This is a genomic window from Streptomyces sp. NPDC006294 (assembly GCF_042870895.1).
Classification (GTDB): domain Bacteria; phylum Actinomycetota; class Actinomycetes; order Streptomycetales; family Streptomycetaceae; genus Streptomyces.
The window spans coordinates 344,781-364,385 of record NZ_JBIAHV010000002.1 but is presented as its reverse complement, the minus strand read 5'-3'; the positions used below and the strand labels follow the sequence as shown (position 1 = coordinate 364,385).

Here is a 19,605-nt window from a genome sequence, read left to right as displayed (position 1 = left end):
GCAATCACGTGACCGCGTATCTCGAAGAGACCGCCACCGACGACTCGTTGCGCCGCAGTCTCGGCGTCAGCCGCCGCCGTTTCCTCAGCACCTGCACGGCCGGGGCCGCGGTGGCGATCGCCGCCCCCGTCGTCGGCGCCGCACCGGCCCTGGCGCTGAGCGAGCCGGACGCCGGCGCGGCGGACCACGGCCGGTCCGCGCTGATCCCGCCGCACAAGCGCGGCATCATCCTCTACACGGTCCGCGACGCGACGGCCCGCGACCCGCTGTCGACGGCCCTGCCGTCCGGTTTCCGCGAGGTCTTCAAGCAGCTGTCCCGCTACGGCTACGAGCAGGTGGAGTTCGCCGGATACCGCCAGCACCCGAACGCCCCGGGCGGCGCGAGCCTGGAAAGCGTCGAGGGCGCGCGACTGCTGCGGTCCTGGCTGGACGAGTACGGGCTGCGGGCGCAGGGCAACCACGGCTTCATCCCGGGCTCCTGGCCGCTGACCCCCGCCGACCTGGACAACTTCAAGCGCCATCTGGAGATCGCCAACATCCTGGGCATGGGCCACATGGGCACCGGTGGCGACCCCACCGGCAGCTCCTACCGGGCCGACTGGGACGTGGCCGCCGACAAGTGGAACGCCCTCGGCGCCATCGCCCGCCGCGAGGGCGTCAAGCTCTACACCCACAACCACGACTCGGCGTACGGCTTCCTGCTCGACGGCGGCCCGCTCGACGACCAGGGCCGGCCGACCCGCAGTTCGGGCATCCGCAAGCTGGAGTACTTCCTGGAGGTGACCGACCCGCACGCCGTCTGGCTGGAGATGGACATCTACTGGGCGCACGTGGCCCAGTACAAGTTCCACACGTACGCCGCCCACGACGGCTCGCAGCGCCAGCAGGTCTTCGACCCGGCCGGTCTGGTGGCCCGGCACACCATGCGCTATCCGCTGTTCCACGCCAAGGACGGCGCGGTCAACACCCAGAGCGGGCAGGGCTACGACATGGTGACGTTCGGCGAGGGCGACATCGACTACCGGAGGTTCTTCCGGCGGGTGGGGGCGAAGAACTACCACAACCCGATGATCGAGCACGACGGCGCGCCCAGCGCCACGGATCCGGGCCAGTCCCTCGAGGTCGCCCGCAAGAGCTACCTCAACCTGGCGGCGCTGCGCGCCCGCCGCTGATCCGGCGGCGGTCCTCCCGGTGGCCAGGGGTCCACCGGGCGGGCCGCCCGCCCGCCGTGCGGAGAAACGAAAGATGCTACCGACCAGTAGTAAGAACGTCGCCTGCCGTCCATCATTAAGCGCGAGCATGTCAACCCGTTCGTCCGATCACGGCCGAACGGACTCCCTGAGCTGCCTCCACACCCAGGAGAACCCCCCATGCACGCACGCATCTGGACGGTCCGCGCCACCGCGACCGCCGCCGCCCTGACCTTCGTCGCGGCCCTCCCCGTCGCCTCCGCCCACGCGGACACGACCACCGCCAAGACGGCGAGCGCCGTACAGGCGCAGAGCGTCGACTACGACACCTGGCTGCGCGACGTCGCCGCCGTCGTCGAGGAGGCCCGCCCCTACATCGAGCAGCGCACCGCCGACGCGGACGGGGAGAAGCAGGCGATCGTCCTCGACATCGACAACACCTCGCTGGAGACGCACTTCCACCCGTTCTGGGAGCTGCCCACCCCGGCCATCGACACGATGCGCGAGCTGGCCCGCTACGCCGACTCCCGCGGTGTCGCCGTCTTCTTCGTCACCGCGCGCCCCGGCATCATCCACTCCCTCACCGACTGGAACCTGAAGCGGGTCGGCTACCCGGTCGACGGCCTGTACGTCCGCGATCTGCCCGACCTGTTCCACGAGGTCAGCGCCTACAAGACCGAGAAGCGCGCCGAGATCGAGGCCAAGGGCTACACGATCATCGCCAACATCGGCAACAACACCACCGACCTGGTCGGCGGCCACGCCGAGCGCACCTTCAAGCTCCCCGACTACGACGGCCAGCTCTCGTAACGGCCCCGCGCACGAGGCAGGGTGGCCGCGGCGACCGGTCTCCCGGCCGCGGCCACCCGTGGCCGGACGCGGACCGACGTGGAATGACGCGGACGACGCGGACGGCGCGGACGGCGCCTCAGCCCGCGTCCCGGCTGACCGGCTGCGGATTGGCCGTGATCCGGCCCTACCGCGGCCGCCCCGGCGGGTGCGGGCACGTTGCCACACAGCCGGCGAACAGCGAGATCGAACCGGCGAGGACGAACGCACCACCGTAGCCGTCACCCTGCTGAACCCGCCCCCGTCCTCGCCGCTGCACCACGCGGAACCCTTCGGCCCGGTCGACACGATCGTCCTCGTCGACACGGAGGCGGAACTCCTCGCCGCGATGAACGCCTCGGGCGGCGCGCTCGTCGCCACGCTCTCGACGGACGACGCGGCGACGTTCGAGCGCCTCGCCCCCCAGATCCGCGCCTTCAAGACCGCCCACAACAGGCCCCGTTCGCGCGGTGACCGCGTTGAACTCGTCGGCGGCTTCGGAGCGTCGTGGCGCGGAGCGTTCGTCGGCGGCGAACTGCTGGTGCGGGCGGTGACGGACGGCCCGGCGGGGGAGCGCCTGCCGGGCAACTTCCCCGACTGCCAGCTCAACGCCTGAGGCCGCCGGCCGGGGGCGGGACGCGACCTCGCGGCCGCCGACCCGCACCCGACCGCCGCCGGGCGGGCTCTGGCCTGTCCGCCGTCCAGACATAGAGCCAGACCCCGAGACGGCCCACGACCAGGAAGACCCCGGCGCAGACCGCGGCGCCGACGGGACTGCCCTCGACGCCGTAGTCATGGCTCGTGGCGCCGCCCGCGACCATGCACGTCACCAGCCAGCCGCCGACTCCGAACGCGTTCACCCAGGACCGCACCGCGCGCTCCATGACGACGAGGAGGACGACGAACAGCCCCACGTAGAGCAGCCCGCGCTGATGGGGCGAGAGCGGCCACCACAGCGCGACGCCCGTGCCGTACGCCACCAGCGCGCTCACATGGGCCCACAGGCGCCACCGCCGGCGGCCCCGCGTCTCCGCTGCTGTCGTCGGCCCGCGGCCTCCGCCTCGTACTGCCGCCGCCGCTCGTCTCGCAACGCGCGCCGGGAGCGCGCCCCGTCCCCCACTGTCTGCTCCCCTGCGTCGTGGCTCCCCGGTACGGCCATGTGCTCAGCCGGCGACGGGCTCGAAGCCCGGGCCGCCCCCGCCGACGACCCCGGGGCCCCGGACGCCATCGTAGGCGGGCCCGGCCGGAGCGGCCTCGGTCATGGGCATGCCATACACCCCGGGCACAGCCCGATGTGCCGCCAGGGGCCAGGGCCCCCTCCCTCTGGCGCCCACTAGCCCGTCTGCGCCCGCCTTCCTGTGTCGTGCGCCGCGGTGACCTGCGGCGACGGGCGCGGAGGAGCGGGCCGTACGGCTCACCGGGCGACGGTGAGGTGTCGGTTCGTCCCGTTGCGGTGATCTCTAACTGTCGGCCGCCTCGTGCACCGGGCACGGCAAGGGGACTCGGCACAGGCGCCGCGCAGACAGGCCGGACACTGCTTCACTGGAGGACTTCATGCGTATCGCACCTGCCGGACTCCCGGCCGCCCTGATCCTCGGCGCCCTCGCCCTGTCCTCCCCGGCGGCCGCGGCCGCCGCGGCCGGAGAGGGCGACGCGAGCGTCAGCATCAGCGAGCAAAGGGCCATGCCGGGGACCACGGTCACCGTCACCACCACCGCCTGCGGGAAGGAGACGTACGGCAAGGGGGTGTCGGAGGCGGCGGGCCCGTTCCACCTCTTCGAGGGCGACCGGGCGGGGGAGTTGGTGGGCGAGTTCCAACTCCCCGCCGACGCGGCTTCCGGCAGCGACACCGTCACCCTGAAGTGCCCCCCGCGGGTCAAGGTCACCAGCACGTACCAGATCACCGGCCGCCCCAGCGGCGCGGTGGACGCGGGCTTCGGCGACGCCACGGGCAGGACCACCCAGTTCGCCCTGGGCGGTGTGCTGCTCGCCGGAGCGGCGGCCGGCACGGTGGCGAGGACGCGCCGTCGCGCGAGCAGCGTCACCACCTGACCGTCGCTGCCCCCTGCCCGCCTTTTCCCGCGGCCCCCGGCAGCGCCGACGCACCGGTGCCGGGGGCCGCGGGGATCGTCACGTCCGCCGCCGAAACAGCCGCCGCCGAAACAGAGGCCCCGCCACGATGGAAAACGGTCACCGGCCGGGGAGCGCCGAAGGACCGGCGTCCCCGGTCCCCTCGTTCAAGGTGCTCGCCTGCGCGGCGATCGCGGGAATCCTGCTCGTGGCCAACGCGGTACGGGACGAACAGCCGCCGCAGCCCTCGGCCGCCCAGGCCCGGTCCGCCGCCGCCCTCCCCGCGCCGCGCGCCACGCCGGCGCCCACCGCTGCCCCGGCCCTGCCGCCGTCGGACCCCGTCCGGATGCTGATCCCGGCCATCGGCGTGAACGCCCCCATGACGCCACTGGAACTGGACGACACCGGTGCGCTGCAGCCACCGCCCGCCGACGAACCCGCCCTGGCCGGCTGGTACGGCCGCGGCACCGCGCCCGGCTCGGTGGGCACGGCCGTCGCCGCCGGCCATGTGGACACCCCCATGGGCCCCGGCGTCTTCTACCGGCTCGGCGCCCTCACCAAGGGCGACACCGTAGAGGTCATGCGCGAGGACGGGCGTACGGCCGTCTTCACCGTCGACGCGGTGGAGGTCCACGACCGCGACGACTTCCCGGACGAGAAGGTCTACGGCGACTCCGGCCGGCCCGAACTACGGGTGATCACCTGCGGCGGCGCCTACTCCCGGGGCACCGGCTACCAGGGCAACGTCGTCGTCTACGCGACCCTGAGCGCGGTCCGGTAGCGGGGAGCCCGCCGTCGGCCCCTCCGCGCCCTCTCACCCGATGCCCTGGCGGTCGGGCGTGAGCGCGAACGCCCGCTCGGCCGCCTCGGCCACACCCCGCTCCACCGCCTGCACCAGCAGGGCGCGGTGCCGCTCCAGCGGCTCCCGCCGCCCGTCCGGCACCAGCCGCAGCAGATCGTCGAACGCGGCCATCAGCCGCCGCGACACCTGCGGGTCACGCACCGCCTGACCACGGAGCTCCGCGAAGCCGAGATCGACCAGATCCCCCCACTCGGGGCCGTCCTGCACCAGCCGCACCGCCCCGTCGCGGTCCCGGTGGTGCACGGCCCCCAGCGGCCGGTCCGCGGCGGCCGCCAGGAACTGCACGATCCGGTCGACGCACTGCACGGCGGTGGTCGGATCGTTCACCGCCGACGACAGCGCCCGCAGCCCGATGTCGGACAGCTGCCGCAGCCCGAACCCGAGATCCTGATGGAACGTCCGCTCCACGCCCACGGACACCGAGGACTGCAGCACCTGACGGGCCGGCAGCCCTTTCCGCGGGCCGCCGTTCCGCGGACCGTGCACGGCGATGACCGGCGTCCCGGGCACCACGAAGTCCCCGATCCGGGGCACCAGCCGCAGCACCACGTCCTTGCGGCGGGCGGCCCGCACGAGCCGCGCCACATGCACGTCCCGCAGCGTCCCCGACCGCCCGCGGTGGGGGACGGTCGCCACCACCTCGCTCAGCGGCGCCCGGTCGGACCCGGGCGCCGGCATCCGCTCCAGCACCCGGAACGACTCCCGCGCCACCCGCTCCACCACGGGCCCCACCTTCATCAGCTGCAGCGTCTGGGTCACATAGGCGATGAACAGCAGCAGACTGAGCCCCACCATCAGCAGCGTCAGCGCACTCTGCAGCAGCGGCACCGAGACGACCTTCTGGGGGTCCTTCTCGCTGTCGTACGAGGTCAGCACCAGCAGCGACAGCAGGAACGTCGCCAGGAAGACGGAGAACGTGGCCTTGCTGATCCGGCTCCGGATGAAGGTCCGCACGATGCGGGGACTGAAGTTCCCCGCCGCCATCTGCACCGCGACGAGCGAGATGCTGAACACCACACCGATGAAGGTCATCATCGCGGAGGCGATCGTGGTCACGATGGTCTTCGCGTCCTCCGCCCACGCGATCAGCGTGCGCACGGAGTCGAGGTCGCCGTCCTCCCGCAGCGCCTCCAGCAGCGCCGCGTCGAGAGCGTCGGCCAGCACCCAGAGCACGAAGACGAGCACGAGCGCCGCGCTGGGCGCGAACCAGAAGGTGTCCCGCAGATGCTCGCGCAGCGGGGACAGGGGCCGCGGCTGCCGATGGGTACGAAGGCTCACGGAGCCGACCGTAGTCTCACGGACCGCTTCCGTGCGGATACACGCTGTGCCACCCGTGATTAGCAGCCCCCGGCGTCCCTGACCACGCAATATGCGGGTGAGAGGCACCCCGGAGCCCTGGTATTGTTGTCCATGTCGCCGCGGGAGACCGGGGCGCATCACCTGAGTCCGGGTGGCGGAATGGCAGACGCGCTAGCTTGAGGTGCTAGTGCCCTTTATCGGGCGTGGGGGTTCAAGTCCCCCCTCGGACACCAGCGGGACCCCAGCTCAGCTGGGGTCTTTCTCGTTTTCACGGCTGGGCTGGAGTGACAACCGGTATGAGCAGTCGGGGCATCGGCGGACCGGGGCGCACTCGGCAGGCGGCGGCCGTCGCCGCGGGCCTCACCGTTGCCGCCGGGCTCGGCGTCCGGGCGCTGGCGCACGGGAGCGTCGCGAAGTACGCGGGGGACGCGCTCTACACCGTCCTGGTCCTGGCTCTGGTCGTGTGGATGGCGCCCCGGGTGCGGCCCGCGGTGGCCGCCGGTGCGGCGCTGGCGTTCAGCTGGGCGGTCGAAGCCCTGCAACTCACCCGGCTGCCCGCGGAGTTGTCCGCGCACAGCGTCGTCGCCCGACTCGTCCTCGGATCCACCTTCAACGCGCCCGACCTGGCCTGGTACGCCGTGGGGGCGGCGCTGGGCTGGTGCGTCCACGGGGTGCTCACCCGCCGGGCGGGCCGGTCGCCCGCTCCGTCCGCCGACCGCGCGTAACGGCGCTCGCCCGGGCCCCGAGCCGCTCCGCTCGTCCGAGCGCGCCCGTCACGATCCGATCTCGCCCGTCGCGAGGGTCTTGCGCTTCCCGGGATGTAAACGTTTCCATCTCCTCGTGTAAACGTTTCCATGGGTTCACCGGCCCATGGCGCGAAGGCTCATGGAAACCACAAGGAGGTGGTCCGGACATGGCCGGCATCAAGGATGTCGCCGCCGCGGCGGGTCTGTCCGTCGCCACGGTCTCGCGGGCGCTCAACAACCACCCGTCCGTCAGCCCCGACGCCAGGGCCCGCGTCCTCGCCGCCGTCGAAGCGCTCGGCTACCGGCCCAACGCGGTCGCCCGGTCGCTGCGCACCGACCAGACGCGCACCATCGGACTCGTCATCAGCGACGTCCTCAACCCGTACTTCACCGAGCTGGCCCGCTTCGTCGAGGAAGAGGCCCGCACCCTCGGCTACAGCGTGATCATCGGCAACGCGAACGAGGAGCCGGACCTCCAGGACCACCACGTCCGCACGCTCCTCGAACGACGCATCGACGGTCTGCTCGTCTCGCCCGCCGACGGCCGCTCCCCGCTGATGGTGGACGCGGCGGGCGGCGGGACGCCCATGGTCTTCGTCGACCGCTGGATCCCCGGCGTGGACGTCCCCGTCGTCCGCGCCGACGGCCGGCAGGCGATCCGCGACCTGGTCGCCCACCTCCACGGCCTCGGCCACCGCAGGCTCGCCATCATCGCCGGCCCGGCGGCCACCACCACGGGCCACGAACGCGTCGAGGCGTTCCGCGAGGCGCTGCGGGAGTACGGGCTGCCGCTGCCCGACGCGTACATCGGGCAGGGCGACTTCCAGGCGGCCAGCGGTCGCCGCGTCACCGAGGAGTTCCTCACTCTCCCCGAACCGCCCGACGTCGTCTTCGCCGCCGACAACCTGATGGCCCTCGGCGCCCTCGACGCGCTGCGCGCCCGCGGACTGCGCGTCCCGCAGGACATCGCCCTCGCCGCGTTCGACGACATCCCGTGGTTCGTGCACACCGACCCGCCGGTCACGGCGATCGCGCAGCCGGTCGCCGACCTGGCCAGAGCCGCCGTACGGGCACTGGTCGACCTGATCGAGGGCAGACCCCCGCAGTCCGTGACCCTCCCCGCCCGCCTCGTTGTACGCCGCTCCTGCGGCGAGACGCCCGCCGCCCCCTCCCGGAACAGGAGCAACGTGTGAGCAGCCAGGACGAGTTGCTGCGCATCGAAGGGATCCGCAAGACCTTTCCCGGCGTGGTCGCGCTCGACTCCGTCGATTTCGACCTGCGCCGCGGTGAGGTGCATGTCCTCCTCGGTGAGAACGGAGCCGGTAAGAGCACCCTCATCAAGATGCTCTCCGGCGCCTACCGCCCCGACAGCGGGCGCATCCTCGCCGAGGGGCGCGAGGTCCGCATCCACGGTGCGCAGGACGCCGAACGTCTCGGCATCGCCACCATCTACCAGGAGTTCAACCTGGTGCCCGACCTGACGGTCGCCGAGAACATCTTCCTCGGCCGCCAGCCGCGGCGCTTCGGCCTGATCGACCGGAAGAAGATGGAGGCCGACGCGGCCGCACTGCTCGAGCGCGTCGGCGTGCGGGTCTCCCCGCGGGCACGCGTGCGCGAACTCGGCATCGCCTGGCTCCAGATGGTCGAGATCGCCAAGGCCCTCAGCCTCGACGCCCGCGTCCTGATCATGGACGAGCCGACCGCCGTCCTGACCTCCGAGGAGGTCGACAGGCTCTTCGCCATCGTGCGGCAGCTGCGCGAGGAGGGCGTCGGCATCGTCTTCATCACCCACCACCTCGAGGAGATCGCCGCCCTCGGCGACCGCGTCACCGTCCTGCGCGACGGCCGCTCCGTCGACCAGGTCCCCGCCTCGACCCCCGAGGACGAGCTCGTGCGGCTCATGGTCGGCCGATCCATCGAGCAGCAGTACCCGCGTGAACGCCCCGAGACCGGCGAGCCGTTGCTCTCCGTGCGCGGCCTGACCCGCGACGGGGTCTTCCACGACGTCACCTTCGAGGTGCGGGCCGGAGAGGTCGTCGGCCTCGCCGGACTCGTGGGCGCCGGCCGCACCGAGGTCGCCCGCGCCGTCTTCGGCGCCGACCCGTACGACACCGGCACCGTCGACGTCCTCGGCCGGACCCTGCCCACGCACGACGTCACCGCCGCGATGAGCGCCGGCCTCGGCCTCGTACCCGAGGACCGCAAGGGCCAGGGACTGGTCCTCGACGCGTCCGTGCAGGAGAACCTCGGCCTGGTCACCCTGCGCTCCGCGACCCGCGCCGGCCTCGTGGACCTGCGGGCCCAGCGCACCGCCGCCGCGCGGATCGCCGAGCAGCTCGGCGTACGGATGGCCGGCCTCGGCCAGCACGTACGCACGCTGTCCGGCGGCAACCAGCAGAAGGTCGTCATCGGCAAGTGGCTGCTCGCCGACACCCGGGTGCTGATCCTCGACGAGCCGACGCGCGGCATCGACGTCGGCGCCAAGGTCGAGATCTACCAGCTCGTCAACGAGCTCACCGCCTCCGGGCACGCCGTCCTGATGATCTCCAGCGACCTGCCCGAGGTCCTCGGCATGAGCGACCGGGTCCTGGTCATGGCCCAGGGCCGGATCGCCGGCGAACTCGGCGCCGAAGAAGCCACCCAGGACGCGGTGATGGCCCTGGCCGTCACCACGTCCCCCACGACGCACACCGCGGTGAACGAAGAGGAGAGCCCCCGTGGCCACTGACACGCAGCTGAACCACAAGGGCGCGAGCGGCGCCTCGGCAGGAGGTTCCGCCCTGCGCCGCGTCCTCCTCGACAACGGCGCGCTCACGGCCCTCGTCGTCCTCCTCGTCGCGATGTCGCTGCTCTCCGGCGACTTCCTGACCACCCAGAACCTGCTCAACGTCGGTGTCCAGGCCGCCGTCACCGCGATCCTCGCCTTCGGTGTCACCTTCGTCATCGTGACCGCGGGCATCGACCTGTCCGTCGGCTCCGTCGCCGCGCTCTCGGCCACGGTCCTCGCCTGGACGGCGACGAGCGAAGGCGTGCCCGTGTGGATCGCCGTGATCCTCGCGGTCGCGACGGGCATCGCCTGCGGACTCGTCAACGGCGCGCTCGTCTCGTACGGCAGACTTCCGCCGTTCATCGCGACGCTCGCCATGCTGTCGATCGGCCGCGGCCTGTCCCTCGTCATCTCGCAGGGCAGCCCCATCGCCTTCCCCGAGTCCGTCTCCTCGCTCGGTGACACCCTCGGCGGCTGGCTGCCCGTCCCCGTCCTCGTGATGATCGCGATGGGCCTGGTCACCGCCGTCATCCTCGGCCGCACCTACATCGGCCGCTCCATGTACGCCATCGGCGGCAACGAGGAGGCCGCCCGGCTGTCCGGCCTGCGCGTCAAGCGGCAGAAGCTCGTCGTCTACGCCCTGTCCGGTCTCTTCGCCGCCGTCGCCGGCATCGTCCTCGCCTCCCGGCTCGCCTCCGCCCAGCCGCAGGCCGCGCAGGGCTACGAGCTCGACGCCATCGCCGCCGTCGTCATCGGCGGCGCCAGCCTCGCGGGTGGCGTCGGCAAGGCGTCCGGCACCCTGATCGGCGCGCTGATCCTCGCCGTGCTCCGCAACGGCCTCAACCTCCTGTCGGTCTCCGCCTTCTGGCAGCAGGTCGTCATCGGCGTCGTCATCGCCCTCGCCGTACTGCTGGACACCCTGCGCCGCCGCGCCGGGGCCACCGCAGGCGGCGCGGCCGCGGCCGGGACCGGCGGCCCGGGAGCAAAGAAGAAGGACGCGGTGAAGTTCGCCGTCGCCGCGGCGATCGTCGCGGCCGTGGTCGGCGCGGTCTCCCTCCTCAACCCCGGCGCGTCGTCCACCACCACCCGGATCGGCATGTCGCTGTCCACGCTCAACAACCCCTTCTTCGTGCAGATGAAGGAGGGCGCGCAGGCGGAGGCGAAGGCCGCCGGCATCGAACTCACCGTCACCGACGCGCAGAACGACGCCTCCCAGCAGGCCAACCAGCTCCAGAACTTCACCAGCTCCGGCGTGAAGGCGGTCATCGTCAACCCCGTCGACTCCGACGCGGTCGGACCGTCCGTACGCGGCGCCAACAAGGCCGACATCCCTGTCGTCGCCGCCGACCGCGGCGTCAACAAGGCGGAGACCACCGCCCTGGTGGCCTCCGACAACGTCGCCGGCGGCAAGCTCGCCGCGAAGACCCTGGCCGAGAAACTCGGAGGCAAGGGCAGGATCGTCATCCTCCAGGGCACCGCCGGCACGTCCGCCAGTCGAGAGCGCGGCGCGGGCTTCGCCGAGGGCCTCAGGGGCTACCCCGGCATCCAGGTACTCGCCAAGCAGCCCGCGGACTTCGACCGCACCAAGGGCCTCGACGTGATGACCAACCTGCTCCAGGCCAACCGCGGCATCGACGGCGTTTTCGCGGAGAACGACGAGATGGCGCTCGGAGCGGTCAAGGCACTGGGCATCCGGGCCGGGAAGTCCGTGTCCGTCGTCGGCTTCGACGGCACCCCCGACGGTCTGCGGGCCGTCGAGGCGGGCACCCTGTACGCGTCGGTCGCCCAGCAGCCCGCCGAGCTCGGCAGAATCGCCGTGCGGAACGCCCTCAGGGCCGCGCAGGGCAAGGACGTCGAGAGCACGGTGAAGGTGCCGGTCAAGGTGGTCACCGCAGAGAACGTCGCCGACTTCTCGTGACGTCCCAGGAAGGCGCGTCCCGTATGCACGACTACGACCTGCTGGTCGTCGGCTCCGCCAACGCCGACCTCGTCGTCGGTGTCGAACGCCGCCCCGCCGCGGGGGAGACCGTCCTCGGTTCCGACCTGACGGTCCACCCCGGCGGCAAGGGCGCCAACCAGGCGGTGGCCGCCGCCCGCCTGGGCGCGCGCACCGCCCTGCTGGCCCGTGTCGGCGACGACGCCCACGGGCGGCTGCTGCTCGACTCGCAGCGGGCGGCCGGCGTCGACACCACGGGCGTACGCGTCGGCGGAGCGCCCACCGGAGTCGCGCTGATCACCGTCGACCCGTCGGGCGACAACAGCATCGTCGTGGCGCCGGGCGCCAACGCGCGGCTCACGCCCGACGACATCCGGGCGGCGGCCGAGCTGCTGGGCCGGGCCCGGGTCGTCTCGCTCCAGCTGGAGATCCCACTCGACACGGTGGCGGAAGTGGCCCGCACCCTGCCGCCCGGAACCCGGCTCGTCCTCAACCCGTCCCCGCCGGCGCCGCTGCCCGACGACGTGCTCGCCGCGTGCGACCCGCTGGTCGTCAACGAGCACGAGGCGCGATACATCCTGGGGGAGACGGGCGAGACCGGCGAGACGGGGGAGACGGGCGAGACGGGCGAGGGCCCCGAGGAGTGGGCGGGGGCCCTGCTGGCCCTCGGCCCCCGCTCGGTCGTGATCACGATGGGTGCACAGGGGGCGCTCGTTGCCGAGGACGGCGCCGATGCCGTCCGTGTCGCCAGCCACAGGGTCGGCGCGGTCGACACCACCGGCGCGGGTGACGCCTTCACGGCCGCCCTTGCCTGGCGGCTCGGTCTCGGCGAACCCCTCGCCGTGGCCGCGGCCTTCGCCGTGCGCGTGGGCGCGGCGGCGGTGACCCGCAAGGGAGCGCAGGAGTCCTTCCCGACAGCGGAGGAGGTCGGAGCCCTGTGAAGAAGTCCGGCATTCTCAACCGCCATCTGGCGGGCGCGCTCGCCGAACTGGGCCACGGCGACGGTGTCCTCGTCTGCGACGTCGGCATGCCGATCCCGGTGGGCCCGCGCATCGTGGACCTGGCCTTCCGCTCCGGCGTCCCCTCGTTCGCCGACGTGCTGGACGGCCTCCTCGACGAGCTCGTCGTCGAGGGCGCGACGGCGGCGTCCGAGATCCTGGCCGCCAACGCGCCCGCCGCCAGGCTGCTCCAAGAGCGCCTCCGGGGCCTCCGGTTCGTCCCCCACGACGATCTGAAGGCCCTCACCGCAGGCGCCCGGCTCGTCGTACGGACGGGCGAGGCCCGACCGTACGCGAACGTCCTGCTGCGCTGCGGGGTCTTCTTCTGACGGCCGCCCCGCCGTATCAGGGCCGCCCCGCCGTGTCAGGGCCGCCCCCCTCGGGCCGCCGCCGATCCCGCAGGACCGCCGCCGCGCGGCGGCGGTCCTGCGGGCGCGCCGCCTCAGGGGTCAGTTCGCAGCGCGCAACTGATCCAGCTCACCGCTGATCGCCTTCCGCAGCGGGTCGTGGTGCGTGCCGAGGGCGAACCGCTCGTCGCTCCACCGAGCCCGCGGATAGAGCCACACCGGCATACGCACCAGCTCGGCGGGCTCCCACTCGTACCGAGGCCATACGTGCGCATGGAGAAACCCGTCGGCATTGCCGAGGATCTCCAGATTGACGCGCCGGAAAGCGGCGTCCGACGTGCGGCAGGCACGCTCGACGGCCTCTCCGAGCCGGTCCATGTCGGCCAGGAACGACAGCCGCCCGGCCCTCGGGAGGTCCGACAGCCTCTCCGCCCCCGGATCGTCCGTCAGCAGCACGCAATAGCCCGGCAGGAACTGCACGTCACCGATCACCGCGAACCCGGCGTCCAGGCGCCGCAGCACCGTCGGGTTCTCACCCCGCAGCGCGCTCCCGATCCGGTCCGTCCGCCAGTCGTCGGCCATGCCCGGAATCTACCGTGTCCCTCCCGGGCGCCGCCCAGCCGGCCCCGTGGCAGGCGTTCGAGGTCTCCGCGGAAGCCGGGTCAGGTCAGCAGCCGGATGCCGGATGCCGGGGGCCCGGGCGTCGGTCGCCAGCGGGGCGGCGCAGTGGGTGCAGACCTCGCTCACCGGGCGGACCATGTTGCTCTGCGTGCTGAAGGACTCGGGCTCCCGGGACAGGGGACAGTCGTATCCCAGGTACAGACGGACCCACGGGCCGCCGGTCAGCGCACTCGCCGGCCGGTCGCGTTCGGTGTCGTGGAACGGCGCCCACCAGTAGTCGACGACGGACCGGACCATCAGCCGGTCCTGCCCACTGGTGACGTCGAATCCGGCGATCCGGGCCGCGGTGGGGTGACCGGCTCCGTCGTTCCCCGTTCAGGCGGCGCGTTCCTCGCCACACTCGAAGCGCGTGGTGCGGCCGGTGCGCTCGCAGATGAAGCAGTCCAGGCGCAGGTCGAGTTTCATCTGCCAGTGGAGGTTGTGGAACTTCGGGCGGGGAAGCGGCAGTTCCGGCTCGGCGGTGATCTCGACGGTTCGCAGCACCCTGTGATCCTCCCAGGGGCCGGACGGACCGGCAGCCGCGGGTGGGTGCCTCAGCCCGTGGCTGCCCGCACCATGGCGACGGCCTCGTCCAGTCGCGCGATCTCGAGCCGGCTCAGACCGGGGTCCGCGGCCCGCCGCGCCGCCGCCTGCGGCAGATGGGCGAGCGCGTCGACCTCGTCGCCCCCGTCCCCGAGCAGAGCGGTGAGCCCCTTGCCGATGCCGGCGGCGATATCCGGCGGCGAACCGAGCGCCGCCTGCGCCAGGATCAGGGCCGACATCGCCCAGTCGAGCCCCGGCGGCCCCTCCTCCGCGTTGGACCAGTCGATCACGACCGGTCCGTCCGCGGTGAGCATCACGTTCTCCGGATGCAGGTCGAGGTGGAGTATGCGCGCTTCGAGGGTGCCGGATCCGCGCGCGGGGAGGCCGTGCAGCTGCCGGAGCAGCCGCGCGAGGGTGGTGCCGCCTTCCTCCGCGGGCATCGCGCCGGCCAGCATGGCCTGCGCCATCGTCGGCCCCGACAGCCGCCGCATCACCAGGTCGGTGCCGGGCTCCAGCGCAAGTCCGGCCGGGTGGTCCGGCCGGACTTGCGGGACGGGGTAGCCGCGACCGTACAGATACCGCATCAGCGCCGCCTCCGAGGCGACGTCCGCGACGTCCGCGACGTGACGGTAGCGCCTCAGCACCCACGCGTCGTCGATCGCGTACACATCCGCGCTGCGGCCGGAGCCCAGTGGATCCCCCGTCGTCTGCATCACCGAACCTTCCCTCGCGGCCCGCTAGGGGTGCGGTCGTCGCCCAGCCGGTGCGGGACCTGGGCGAGCAGCAGCCGGGCGTCCGCCCGGACGTTGCATTCGCTGATGGTGCGGGAGATCTGCCGGGTGGTGAGGCCGTCCCTGGACGCCAGCCGCATCGTCACGGTCACCTCCCCCAACCCCCGCCGCGGGCCGTCCTGTTCGGTGAGCTGCCGGTAGAGCGTGTTCGGCCAGCGCTCGGGGTCGTCGTCGTGCCACAGCCGTGGGCCGTCGGTGCTGAAACGGCAGTGCTGACCGCCGTGCGGCTCCTGGAGCAACGAGTGACTGACCGGCACGGTGCTGAACAAGGGCCCGAGTCTCGACGGCAGATCGTCGTCCTCGACCAGGCGGTGCTGCTGCCAGTGCCTGCCGCCGGGGGCCGTCATCCGCAACGTGGCCAGCACGTACGGGTGTCCGCCGGGCGCGGTGACGGGGTACGCGTCCTGCCACTGCGGCCAGGCGGGCGTACGGCCCGGGTGCTGCCCGGGCGTCGTCGGGTCGGCGGCGACCCTCCGCAAGGACGCTGCCTGATCGTTGTCCACGGCGGGGAGTATTTCAGGTCCGGCGTCCGTGCCGCAGCCGCAGCGTAGTTGTGGCCAAGGTCGTGATCAGGGCCAGGTCGGGGGCCGGGCCGGGCCGGGCTGGTCGCCGGAGCCGTATCGCGCACTTATGGCAGGGTCATGTCAGTCTGCTCACGGGTGTCGGCAGCGACCGGCTCCGTGTCGGCCCGGTCGCGTCGCGCCCGTGGAAACGGACGGTCATGAACGGATCCCTGCTCAAGGCCGTGTTCGCCGCCGCGCTGTCCGCACTGCTCGAAAGTACGGCGAGTACGGCGAGTTCGGCGAGTACGAGTCGGGCGGAGCCGGCGTCGGCCACGGCACCCGCCGCCGTACCGCCCGCCGTTTCCGACTGGACGCCCCCGCTGAGCACCCGCGGTCGCTATATCGTCGCCACCCACGGCGACCGCTTCACGCTCAAGTCGGGCAACTGGCGGGGGGCGAGAGGACTTGGACCGGTTGCGGCGACCCGGGACGACCCGGCGAACCGCCACGCGGGAAAGAAGGCCGACCGTATCCCGCTGGGCCTCGACCGCGCCCCCATGTCCGAGATCGTCGACGGCTTCCGCGAGCTCGGCCTCAACAGCGTCCGCCTCCGGCCGGTATCGCGTACACGGGCCGCGTCGGTTCGTCTCGCACGCCGCCCGGACTGCTGTGCCGGCCGCTCGGGTGAACAGGCCCGCGGCCAGTGCTGGGACTCGGCGGGCGGCCGCCGGACGAACCGGTGCGCCGGGAAGGTGAACGAACCGGAGGGTGAACGAACCGGAGGGTGAATAACCGGAAGGCGAACGAACCGGAAGGTGAGCGGAAAGAAGCGCGACTCGCAGTGAGTGCGCCGGGGCGGCGACTTGGCGATTATTGCGAGCCCCCTCCCGCCGAACCGGTCCTGTGCGGGAACGCATCGCAGCTCCGGATGCTTTTGCCGTCTCTGTTCCGTGTGCTTCTCTTCGGACGCGGCGTCATGTTTGAACGGTGATGGCTTTGCTGTTTCCCCGTTCTCTTTGATTAGTCATAAAATCTTGCTTCTTTGTATGGTCTTGCGCCTTCCCGGCCCCACGCAGTTAACGTCTGCCTATCGCTTCGCTCTCTGTTCCGGACTCCCGAAGAGCCTGGACACGGTGGCAGACGGGAGGCTTGCCGACCGCCTGCGCCACCAGGGGTGACGAAACGAAACCTGCATGAAGGAGACACCGTGAAGAAGGCATACGAGGCGCCGACCCTCGTCCGTCTGGGGTCGTTCCGCAAGAAGACCGGACTTCTCCAGCGGTCCGGAAACGACCGCCTCATCCTGAGCAAGAACTGACGGCCGACGGTCCGTTGAATCGAAGCCATGACTGAACTGCACGAGAGTGCGGGTCCGGGTCCCGGCGACGCGCATTTCGCGGTTTTGCCAGACTGCGCGGATGCCGCCGCCGTGGCCCGCTCCTTCGACCGCCCGGGGAGCCGGACCCTGACACACGCATCGGGCCGCCCCTGGCTGGTCGGGAACTGGCACGACTCCGAGGTCGTCTTCGCCCGAGCCGGCTCGGCAGCCATCGCCGTCGTCGGCTGCTGCCCCGTGGACGCCGCCGAACTGGAGCGCCGCGCCGGCCGCCTGCGTGACCTCGCGGAGCTCGACGCCCTGGCGCGCACGCTTCCCGGCAGTTTCCACCTCGTGGCAGCGCTCGACGGGCAGCTCAGGATCCAGGGCACCGCGTCGGGTCTCCGGCTGGTCTTCCACGCCACCGTGGGCGGCGTGCAAGTGGCGTCCACGAGTGCCGACACGCTCGCCGCGGCGGTCGGCGCCGAGCCCGACGAGGATCAGCTGGCCGTACGGCTGCTGTGGCCGGTGCCCCATCCGCTGGCGGAGACATCGATCTGGCGCGGCGTCACAGCCGTGCCCCCCGAGGACGCCCTGATCGTCGCCCCGGACGGCCGGGCCGTCCGCCGGTCACGCTGGTGGACACCGCCCGAGCCGGTCCAGGCACTGTCCGACGGCGCCTCCGTGGCCCGCAGCGCTCTCGCCGAAGCCGTCAGAGCCCGAACGGACCAGGGCGGCGTCGTCAGCTGCGACCTGTCCGGCGGACTCGACTCCACGTCCCTCCTCTTCCTGGCCGCGGGATCGAAGGCGAAGCTGGTGGCCAGCACCTGGCCGGGACGCGATCCGGCCGACACCGACCTCCACTGGGCGCGGAAGGCGGCCCGCCACCTGCCCGACGTCGAACACGTCGTGTGGGACGCCGACGCCTCACCACTGGTCTACGAGGGCCTCCTCGGCATCGACGACCTGCTGGACGAACCGACCATCGGCGTCATGGACCGCTCAAGAGTCCTGCACCATCTGCCCGGCCTGGCGGCGCGCGGCAGCAGACTGCACCTGACCGGCATCGGCGGCGACCACGTCGCCTGGTGTTCGGAGGCGTACTACCACCGCCTGGCACGCACCCGGCCGCTGTTCGCCATGCGGCAGCTCCGCGGCTTCCGGGCGCTGTGGCAGTGGCCGCTCGGCGGCGCCCTGCGCGCCCTCGCCGACTCCCGGCCGTACGGGACGTGGCTGGCGGAATCCGCGCACCGCCTGCGCGACCCCCTGCCTCCGTCCGTCAGCAGCGGCCTCGGCTGGGGAATGCCGCCGCGCCTGTTCGACTGGGTGACCCCGAAGGCCGAGCGGATGATCGAGCGGGCGCTCCGTGAGGCCGCCGCCACGGCGCTCCCGCTGCATCCGGACCGCGGCCTGCACGCCGATCTGGAACAGATCCGGTCCTGCACGCGCATCATCCGCCAGTGGGACCGCATGGCCGCCCGCGCCGGCGTGCCGATGGCCTCCCCGTTCCTCGACGACCGCGTGATCGAGGCGTGCCTGGCGGTCCGCCCCAGCGAGCGGGTGACGCCCTGGCAGTACAAGCCCCTCCTGACCGCCGCCATGCGGGGAGTGGTTCCGGAGGAGTGCCTCCGGCGCACCAACAAGGCCGCCGCTTCCATGGACGCATCGAACGGGCTGCGCGAACACCGCGGCGACCTGATGGCCCTCTGGGACGATTCACGGCTGGAGAGCCTCGGCCTGGTGGACGGCCAAGCGCTGCGCCGACTCGCGGGGCGGCCTTCGACCCCCGGGCTGCGCGACGCGATCCTCTATTCGACGATCGCCTGCGAGGTGTGGCTCCGCGGGCTGCCCCGACCCGTCACGACGCCCTCGCGGGCCGGCCCGTGAGCGGCCGGCGGGCCGGCCCGTCCGGCCTCTGCCGCGCGCCCTGTTTCGCGCCCCGTCTCTTGTCCGGTCCCTCGTCCGCTCAGGCTCAGGAAGGTACGCACCCATGGCACTGCGGTTCGGCGCCGACGTCTCCACCGCGGAGACCGACTACGGCACGGTACTTCTGGACGAACGCAGCGGCACCTACTGGGAGTTGAACCCCACCGGGACCGTGGTGATCAAGGCGCTCCTCGCGGGCGGCGACGAGGCGGCCGCCGTCGAGGCACTCCTCGGCGAGTTCGACATCGACAGGGCCCAGGCCGCGCAGGACGTCGACGCCCTCGTACGGGACCTGCGCACGACCGGGCTGGCCGCATGACGACACCGAGCGCTCTGGAGCAGCCGGCGGGGGTGCCCTTCGCGCGGCGGGCCGCCGCCAGAATCGTCCTCCTGCCCGCCCTCGCGCTGTCACTCCTTCCGCCACGCCGGGTTCGCGCCGTGCTCGGCGTCGTGTGCCGCGGAGCGGCCCCGGCCACCGAGGCACAGGCGAAGAACGCACGGGACGCGATGTGCGCGGTGAGCCTCCGCTGCGCGGGGCCGCGCGGCTGTCTGCCCCGCTCCCTGGGGGCCGCGCTGCTGTGCCGACTGGGCGGACACTGGCCGACGTGGTGCACCGGCGTGCGTGTCGTGCCCCCCTTCACGGCGCATGCCTGGATCGAGGCGGACGGCCGGCCCGTGGACGAGGGAGTGCCGGACGACTACTTCGCTCGGCTCATCACGGTCGCCCCGGCGAGGAGCCCGAACTCATGAAAGGCACCGTCACCGGCGCCGAACCGGACGCGAACGACGGCGCGCACGCCAAGAGTGCGCACGCGGGGAGCACG

At 72.5% G+C, this 19,605-nt stretch carries 21 protein-coding genes, 1 tRNA gene and 1 pseudogene; 17 read left to right on the top strand and 6 right to left on the bottom strand.

The genetic code is table 11. The features are described from left to right. The first annotated feature begins 8 nt into the window (after positions 1-8). The 3 genes and pseudogenes from ACFYOP_RS04640 to ACFYOP_RS04630 form a co-directional block, all read left to right on the top strand. Entirely contained in the window at positions 9-1,172 is a 1,164-nt protein-coding gene (locus ACFYOP_RS04640) for a sugar phosphate isomerase/epimerase family protein (RefSeq protein WP_356890533.1), read from the top strand. 198 nt (positions 1,173-1,370) lie between these two features. Next, entirely contained in the window at positions 1,371-2,000 is a 630-nt protein-coding gene (locus ACFYOP_RS04635; protein WP_356890535.1) for an HAD family acid phosphatase, read from the top strand. Positions 2,001-2,253: 253 nt separating this feature from the next. Continuing rightward, positions 2,254-2,634 (top strand): annotated as a pseudogene (locus ACFYOP_RS04630) (aldehyde dehydrogenase family protein); the annotation flags it as partial. On the opposite strand, the gene ACFYOP_RS04625 reads toward ACFYOP_RS04630, so the two are convergent. After that, on the bottom strand, positions 2,624-3,010 hold the full coding sequence (locus ACFYOP_RS04625; RefSeq protein ID WP_356890537.1) for a hypothetical protein: 387 nt from the start codon (positions 3,008-3,010) through the stop codon (positions 2,624-2,626). The pseudogene ACFYOP_RS04630 and the gene ACFYOP_RS04625 overlap by 11 nt on opposite strands. A 562-nt stretch (positions 3,011-3,572) precedes the next feature. Here ACFYOP_RS04625 and ACFYOP_RS04620 point away from each other — a divergent pair. Continuing rightward, on the top strand, positions 3,573-4,070 hold the full coding sequence (locus tag ACFYOP_RS04620; protein WP_356890539.1) for a sortase: 498 nt from the start codon (positions 3,573-3,575) through the stop codon (positions 4,068-4,070). A gap of 127 nt (positions 4,071-4,197) precedes the next feature. Beyond that, positions 4,198-4,869, top strand: coding sequence for a class F sortase (locus ACFYOP_RS04615; RefSeq protein ID WP_356890541.1), 672 nt, complete (start codon positions 4,198-4,200; stop codon positions 4,867-4,869). A gap of 33 nt (positions 4,870-4,902) precedes the next feature. Here ACFYOP_RS04615 and ACFYOP_RS04610 read toward each other — a convergent pair whose 3' ends face one another. After that, the gene (locus tag ACFYOP_RS04610) at positions 4,903-6,228 is read right to left on the bottom strand and encodes a DUF2254 domain-containing protein (RefSeq protein ID WP_356890543.1); all 1,326 of its coding nucleotides are present in this window, start codon (positions 6,226-6,228) and stop codon (positions 4,903-4,905) included. A 166-nt stretch (positions 6,229-6,394) separates the two neighbouring features. Here ACFYOP_RS04610 and ACFYOP_RS04605 point away from each other — a divergent pair. The 7 genes from ACFYOP_RS04605 (at position 6,395) to rbsD (ending at position 13,025) form a co-directional block, all read left to right on the top strand. Beyond that, positions 6,395-6,482: transfer RNA gene (locus tag ACFYOP_RS04605), tRNA-Leu, on the top strand. Between the two features lie 63 nt (positions 6,483-6,545). Next, on the top strand, positions 6,546-6,974 hold the full coding sequence (locus ACFYOP_RS04600) for a DUF2809 domain-containing protein (protein ID WP_356890545.1): 429 nt from the start codon (positions 6,546-6,548) through the stop codon (positions 6,972-6,974). Positions 6,975-7,162: 188 nt separating this feature from the next. Then, positions 7,163-8,188: a LacI family DNA-binding transcriptional regulator gene (locus ACFYOP_RS04595; protein WP_356890547.1), complete on the top strand. Its 1,026-nt coding sequence runs from the start codon at positions 7,163-7,165 to the stop codon at positions 8,186-8,188. Then, the gene (locus ACFYOP_RS04590) at positions 8,185-9,723 is read left to right on the top strand and encodes a sugar ABC transporter ATP-binding protein (RefSeq protein ID WP_356890549.1); all 1,539 of its coding nucleotides are present in this window, start codon (positions 8,185-8,187) and stop codon (positions 9,721-9,723) included. Before ACFYOP_RS04595 ends, ACFYOP_RS04590 begins: the two co-directional genes overlap by 4 nt. Then, positions 9,713-11,680 carry a substrate-binding domain-containing protein gene (locus ACFYOP_RS04585; RefSeq protein WP_356890551.1) on the top strand — a complete coding sequence of 656 codons (1,968 nt, stop codon included), beginning with the start codon at positions 9,713-9,715 and terminating at the stop codon, positions 11,678-11,680. The genes ACFYOP_RS04590 and ACFYOP_RS04585 overlap by 11 nt, the downstream gene beginning before the upstream one ends. Positions 11,681-11,703: 23 nt before the next feature. Beyond that, entirely contained in the window at positions 11,704-12,639 is a 936-nt protein-coding gene (locus tag ACFYOP_RS04580; protein WP_356890553.1) for a ribokinase, read from the top strand. Next, a complete protein-coding gene (gene rbsD / locus ACFYOP_RS04575; RefSeq protein WP_356890555.1) occupies positions 12,636-13,025 on the top strand; it encodes a D-ribose pyranase in 390 nt (129 codons plus the stop codon). Before ACFYOP_RS04580 ends, rbsD begins: the two co-directional genes overlap by 4 nt. Positions 13,026-13,145: 120 nt before the next feature. Here the strand turns inward: rbsD and ACFYOP_RS04570 are convergent, their stop codons facing one another. The 4 genes from ACFYOP_RS04570 to ACFYOP_RS04555 form a co-directional block, all read right to left on the bottom strand. Beyond that, the gene (locus tag ACFYOP_RS04570) at positions 13,146-13,625 is read right to left on the bottom strand and encodes a diadenosine tetraphosphate hydrolase (protein WP_356890557.1); all 480 of its coding nucleotides are present in this window, start codon (positions 13,623-13,625) and stop codon (positions 13,146-13,148) included. Between the two features lie 414 nt (positions 13,626-14,039). Continuing rightward, positions 14,040-14,207 carry a hypothetical protein gene (locus ACFYOP_RS04565; RefSeq protein ID WP_356890559.1) on the bottom strand — a complete coding sequence of 56 codons (168 nt, stop codon included), beginning with the start codon at positions 14,205-14,207 and terminating at the stop codon, positions 14,040-14,042. Positions 14,208-14,257: 50 nt separating this feature from the next. Continuing rightward, positions 14,258-14,959 (bottom strand): phosphotransferase, encoded by a 702-nt coding sequence (locus ACFYOP_RS04560; protein WP_356890561.1) that lies wholly within the window; start codon positions 14,957-14,959, stop codon positions 14,258-14,260. Next, entirely contained in the window at positions 14,959-15,540 is a 582-nt protein-coding gene (locus tag ACFYOP_RS04555; protein ID WP_356890563.1) for a hypothetical protein, read from the bottom strand. The genes ACFYOP_RS04560 and ACFYOP_RS04555 overlap by 1 nt, the downstream gene beginning before the upstream one ends. 218 nt (positions 15,541-15,758) lie before the next feature. On the opposite strand from ACFYOP_RS04555, the gene ACFYOP_RS04550 reads away from it, so the two are divergent. From ACFYOP_RS04550 to ACFYOP_RS04530, 5 genes are all read left to right on the top strand, one after another. Next, positions 15,759-16,328, top strand: a complete 570-nt coding sequence (locus ACFYOP_RS04550; protein ID WP_356890565.1) for a hypothetical protein — start codon at positions 15,759-15,761, stop codon at positions 16,326-16,328. A 419-nt stretch (positions 16,329-16,747) separates the two neighbouring features. Further along, the gene (locus ACFYOP_RS04545) at positions 16,748-16,858 is read left to right on the top strand and encodes a keywimysin-related RiPP (protein WP_311688311.1); all 111 of its coding nucleotides are present in this window, start codon (positions 16,748-16,750) and stop codon (positions 16,856-16,858) included. Positions 16,859-16,885: 27 nt separating this feature from the next. Further along, positions 16,886-18,742, top strand: coding sequence for a lasso peptide isopeptide bond-forming cyclase (locus ACFYOP_RS04540; protein WP_356890567.1), 1,857 nt, complete (start codon positions 16,886-16,888; stop codon positions 18,740-18,742). A gap of 103 nt (positions 18,743-18,845) precedes the next feature. After that, positions 18,846-19,100 (top strand): lasso peptide biosynthesis PqqD family chaperone, encoded by a 255-nt coding sequence (locus tag ACFYOP_RS04535; RefSeq protein ID WP_356890569.1) that lies wholly within the window; start codon positions 18,846-18,848, stop codon positions 19,098-19,100. Further along, positions 19,097-19,531 carry a lasso peptide biosynthesis B2 protein gene (locus tag ACFYOP_RS04530; protein WP_356890571.1) on the top strand — a complete coding sequence of 145 codons (435 nt, stop codon included), beginning with the start codon at positions 19,097-19,099 and terminating at the stop codon, positions 19,529-19,531. The genes ACFYOP_RS04535 and ACFYOP_RS04530 overlap by 4 nt, the downstream gene beginning before the upstream one ends. The last annotated feature ends 74 nt before the right edge of the window (positions 19,532-19,605 follow it).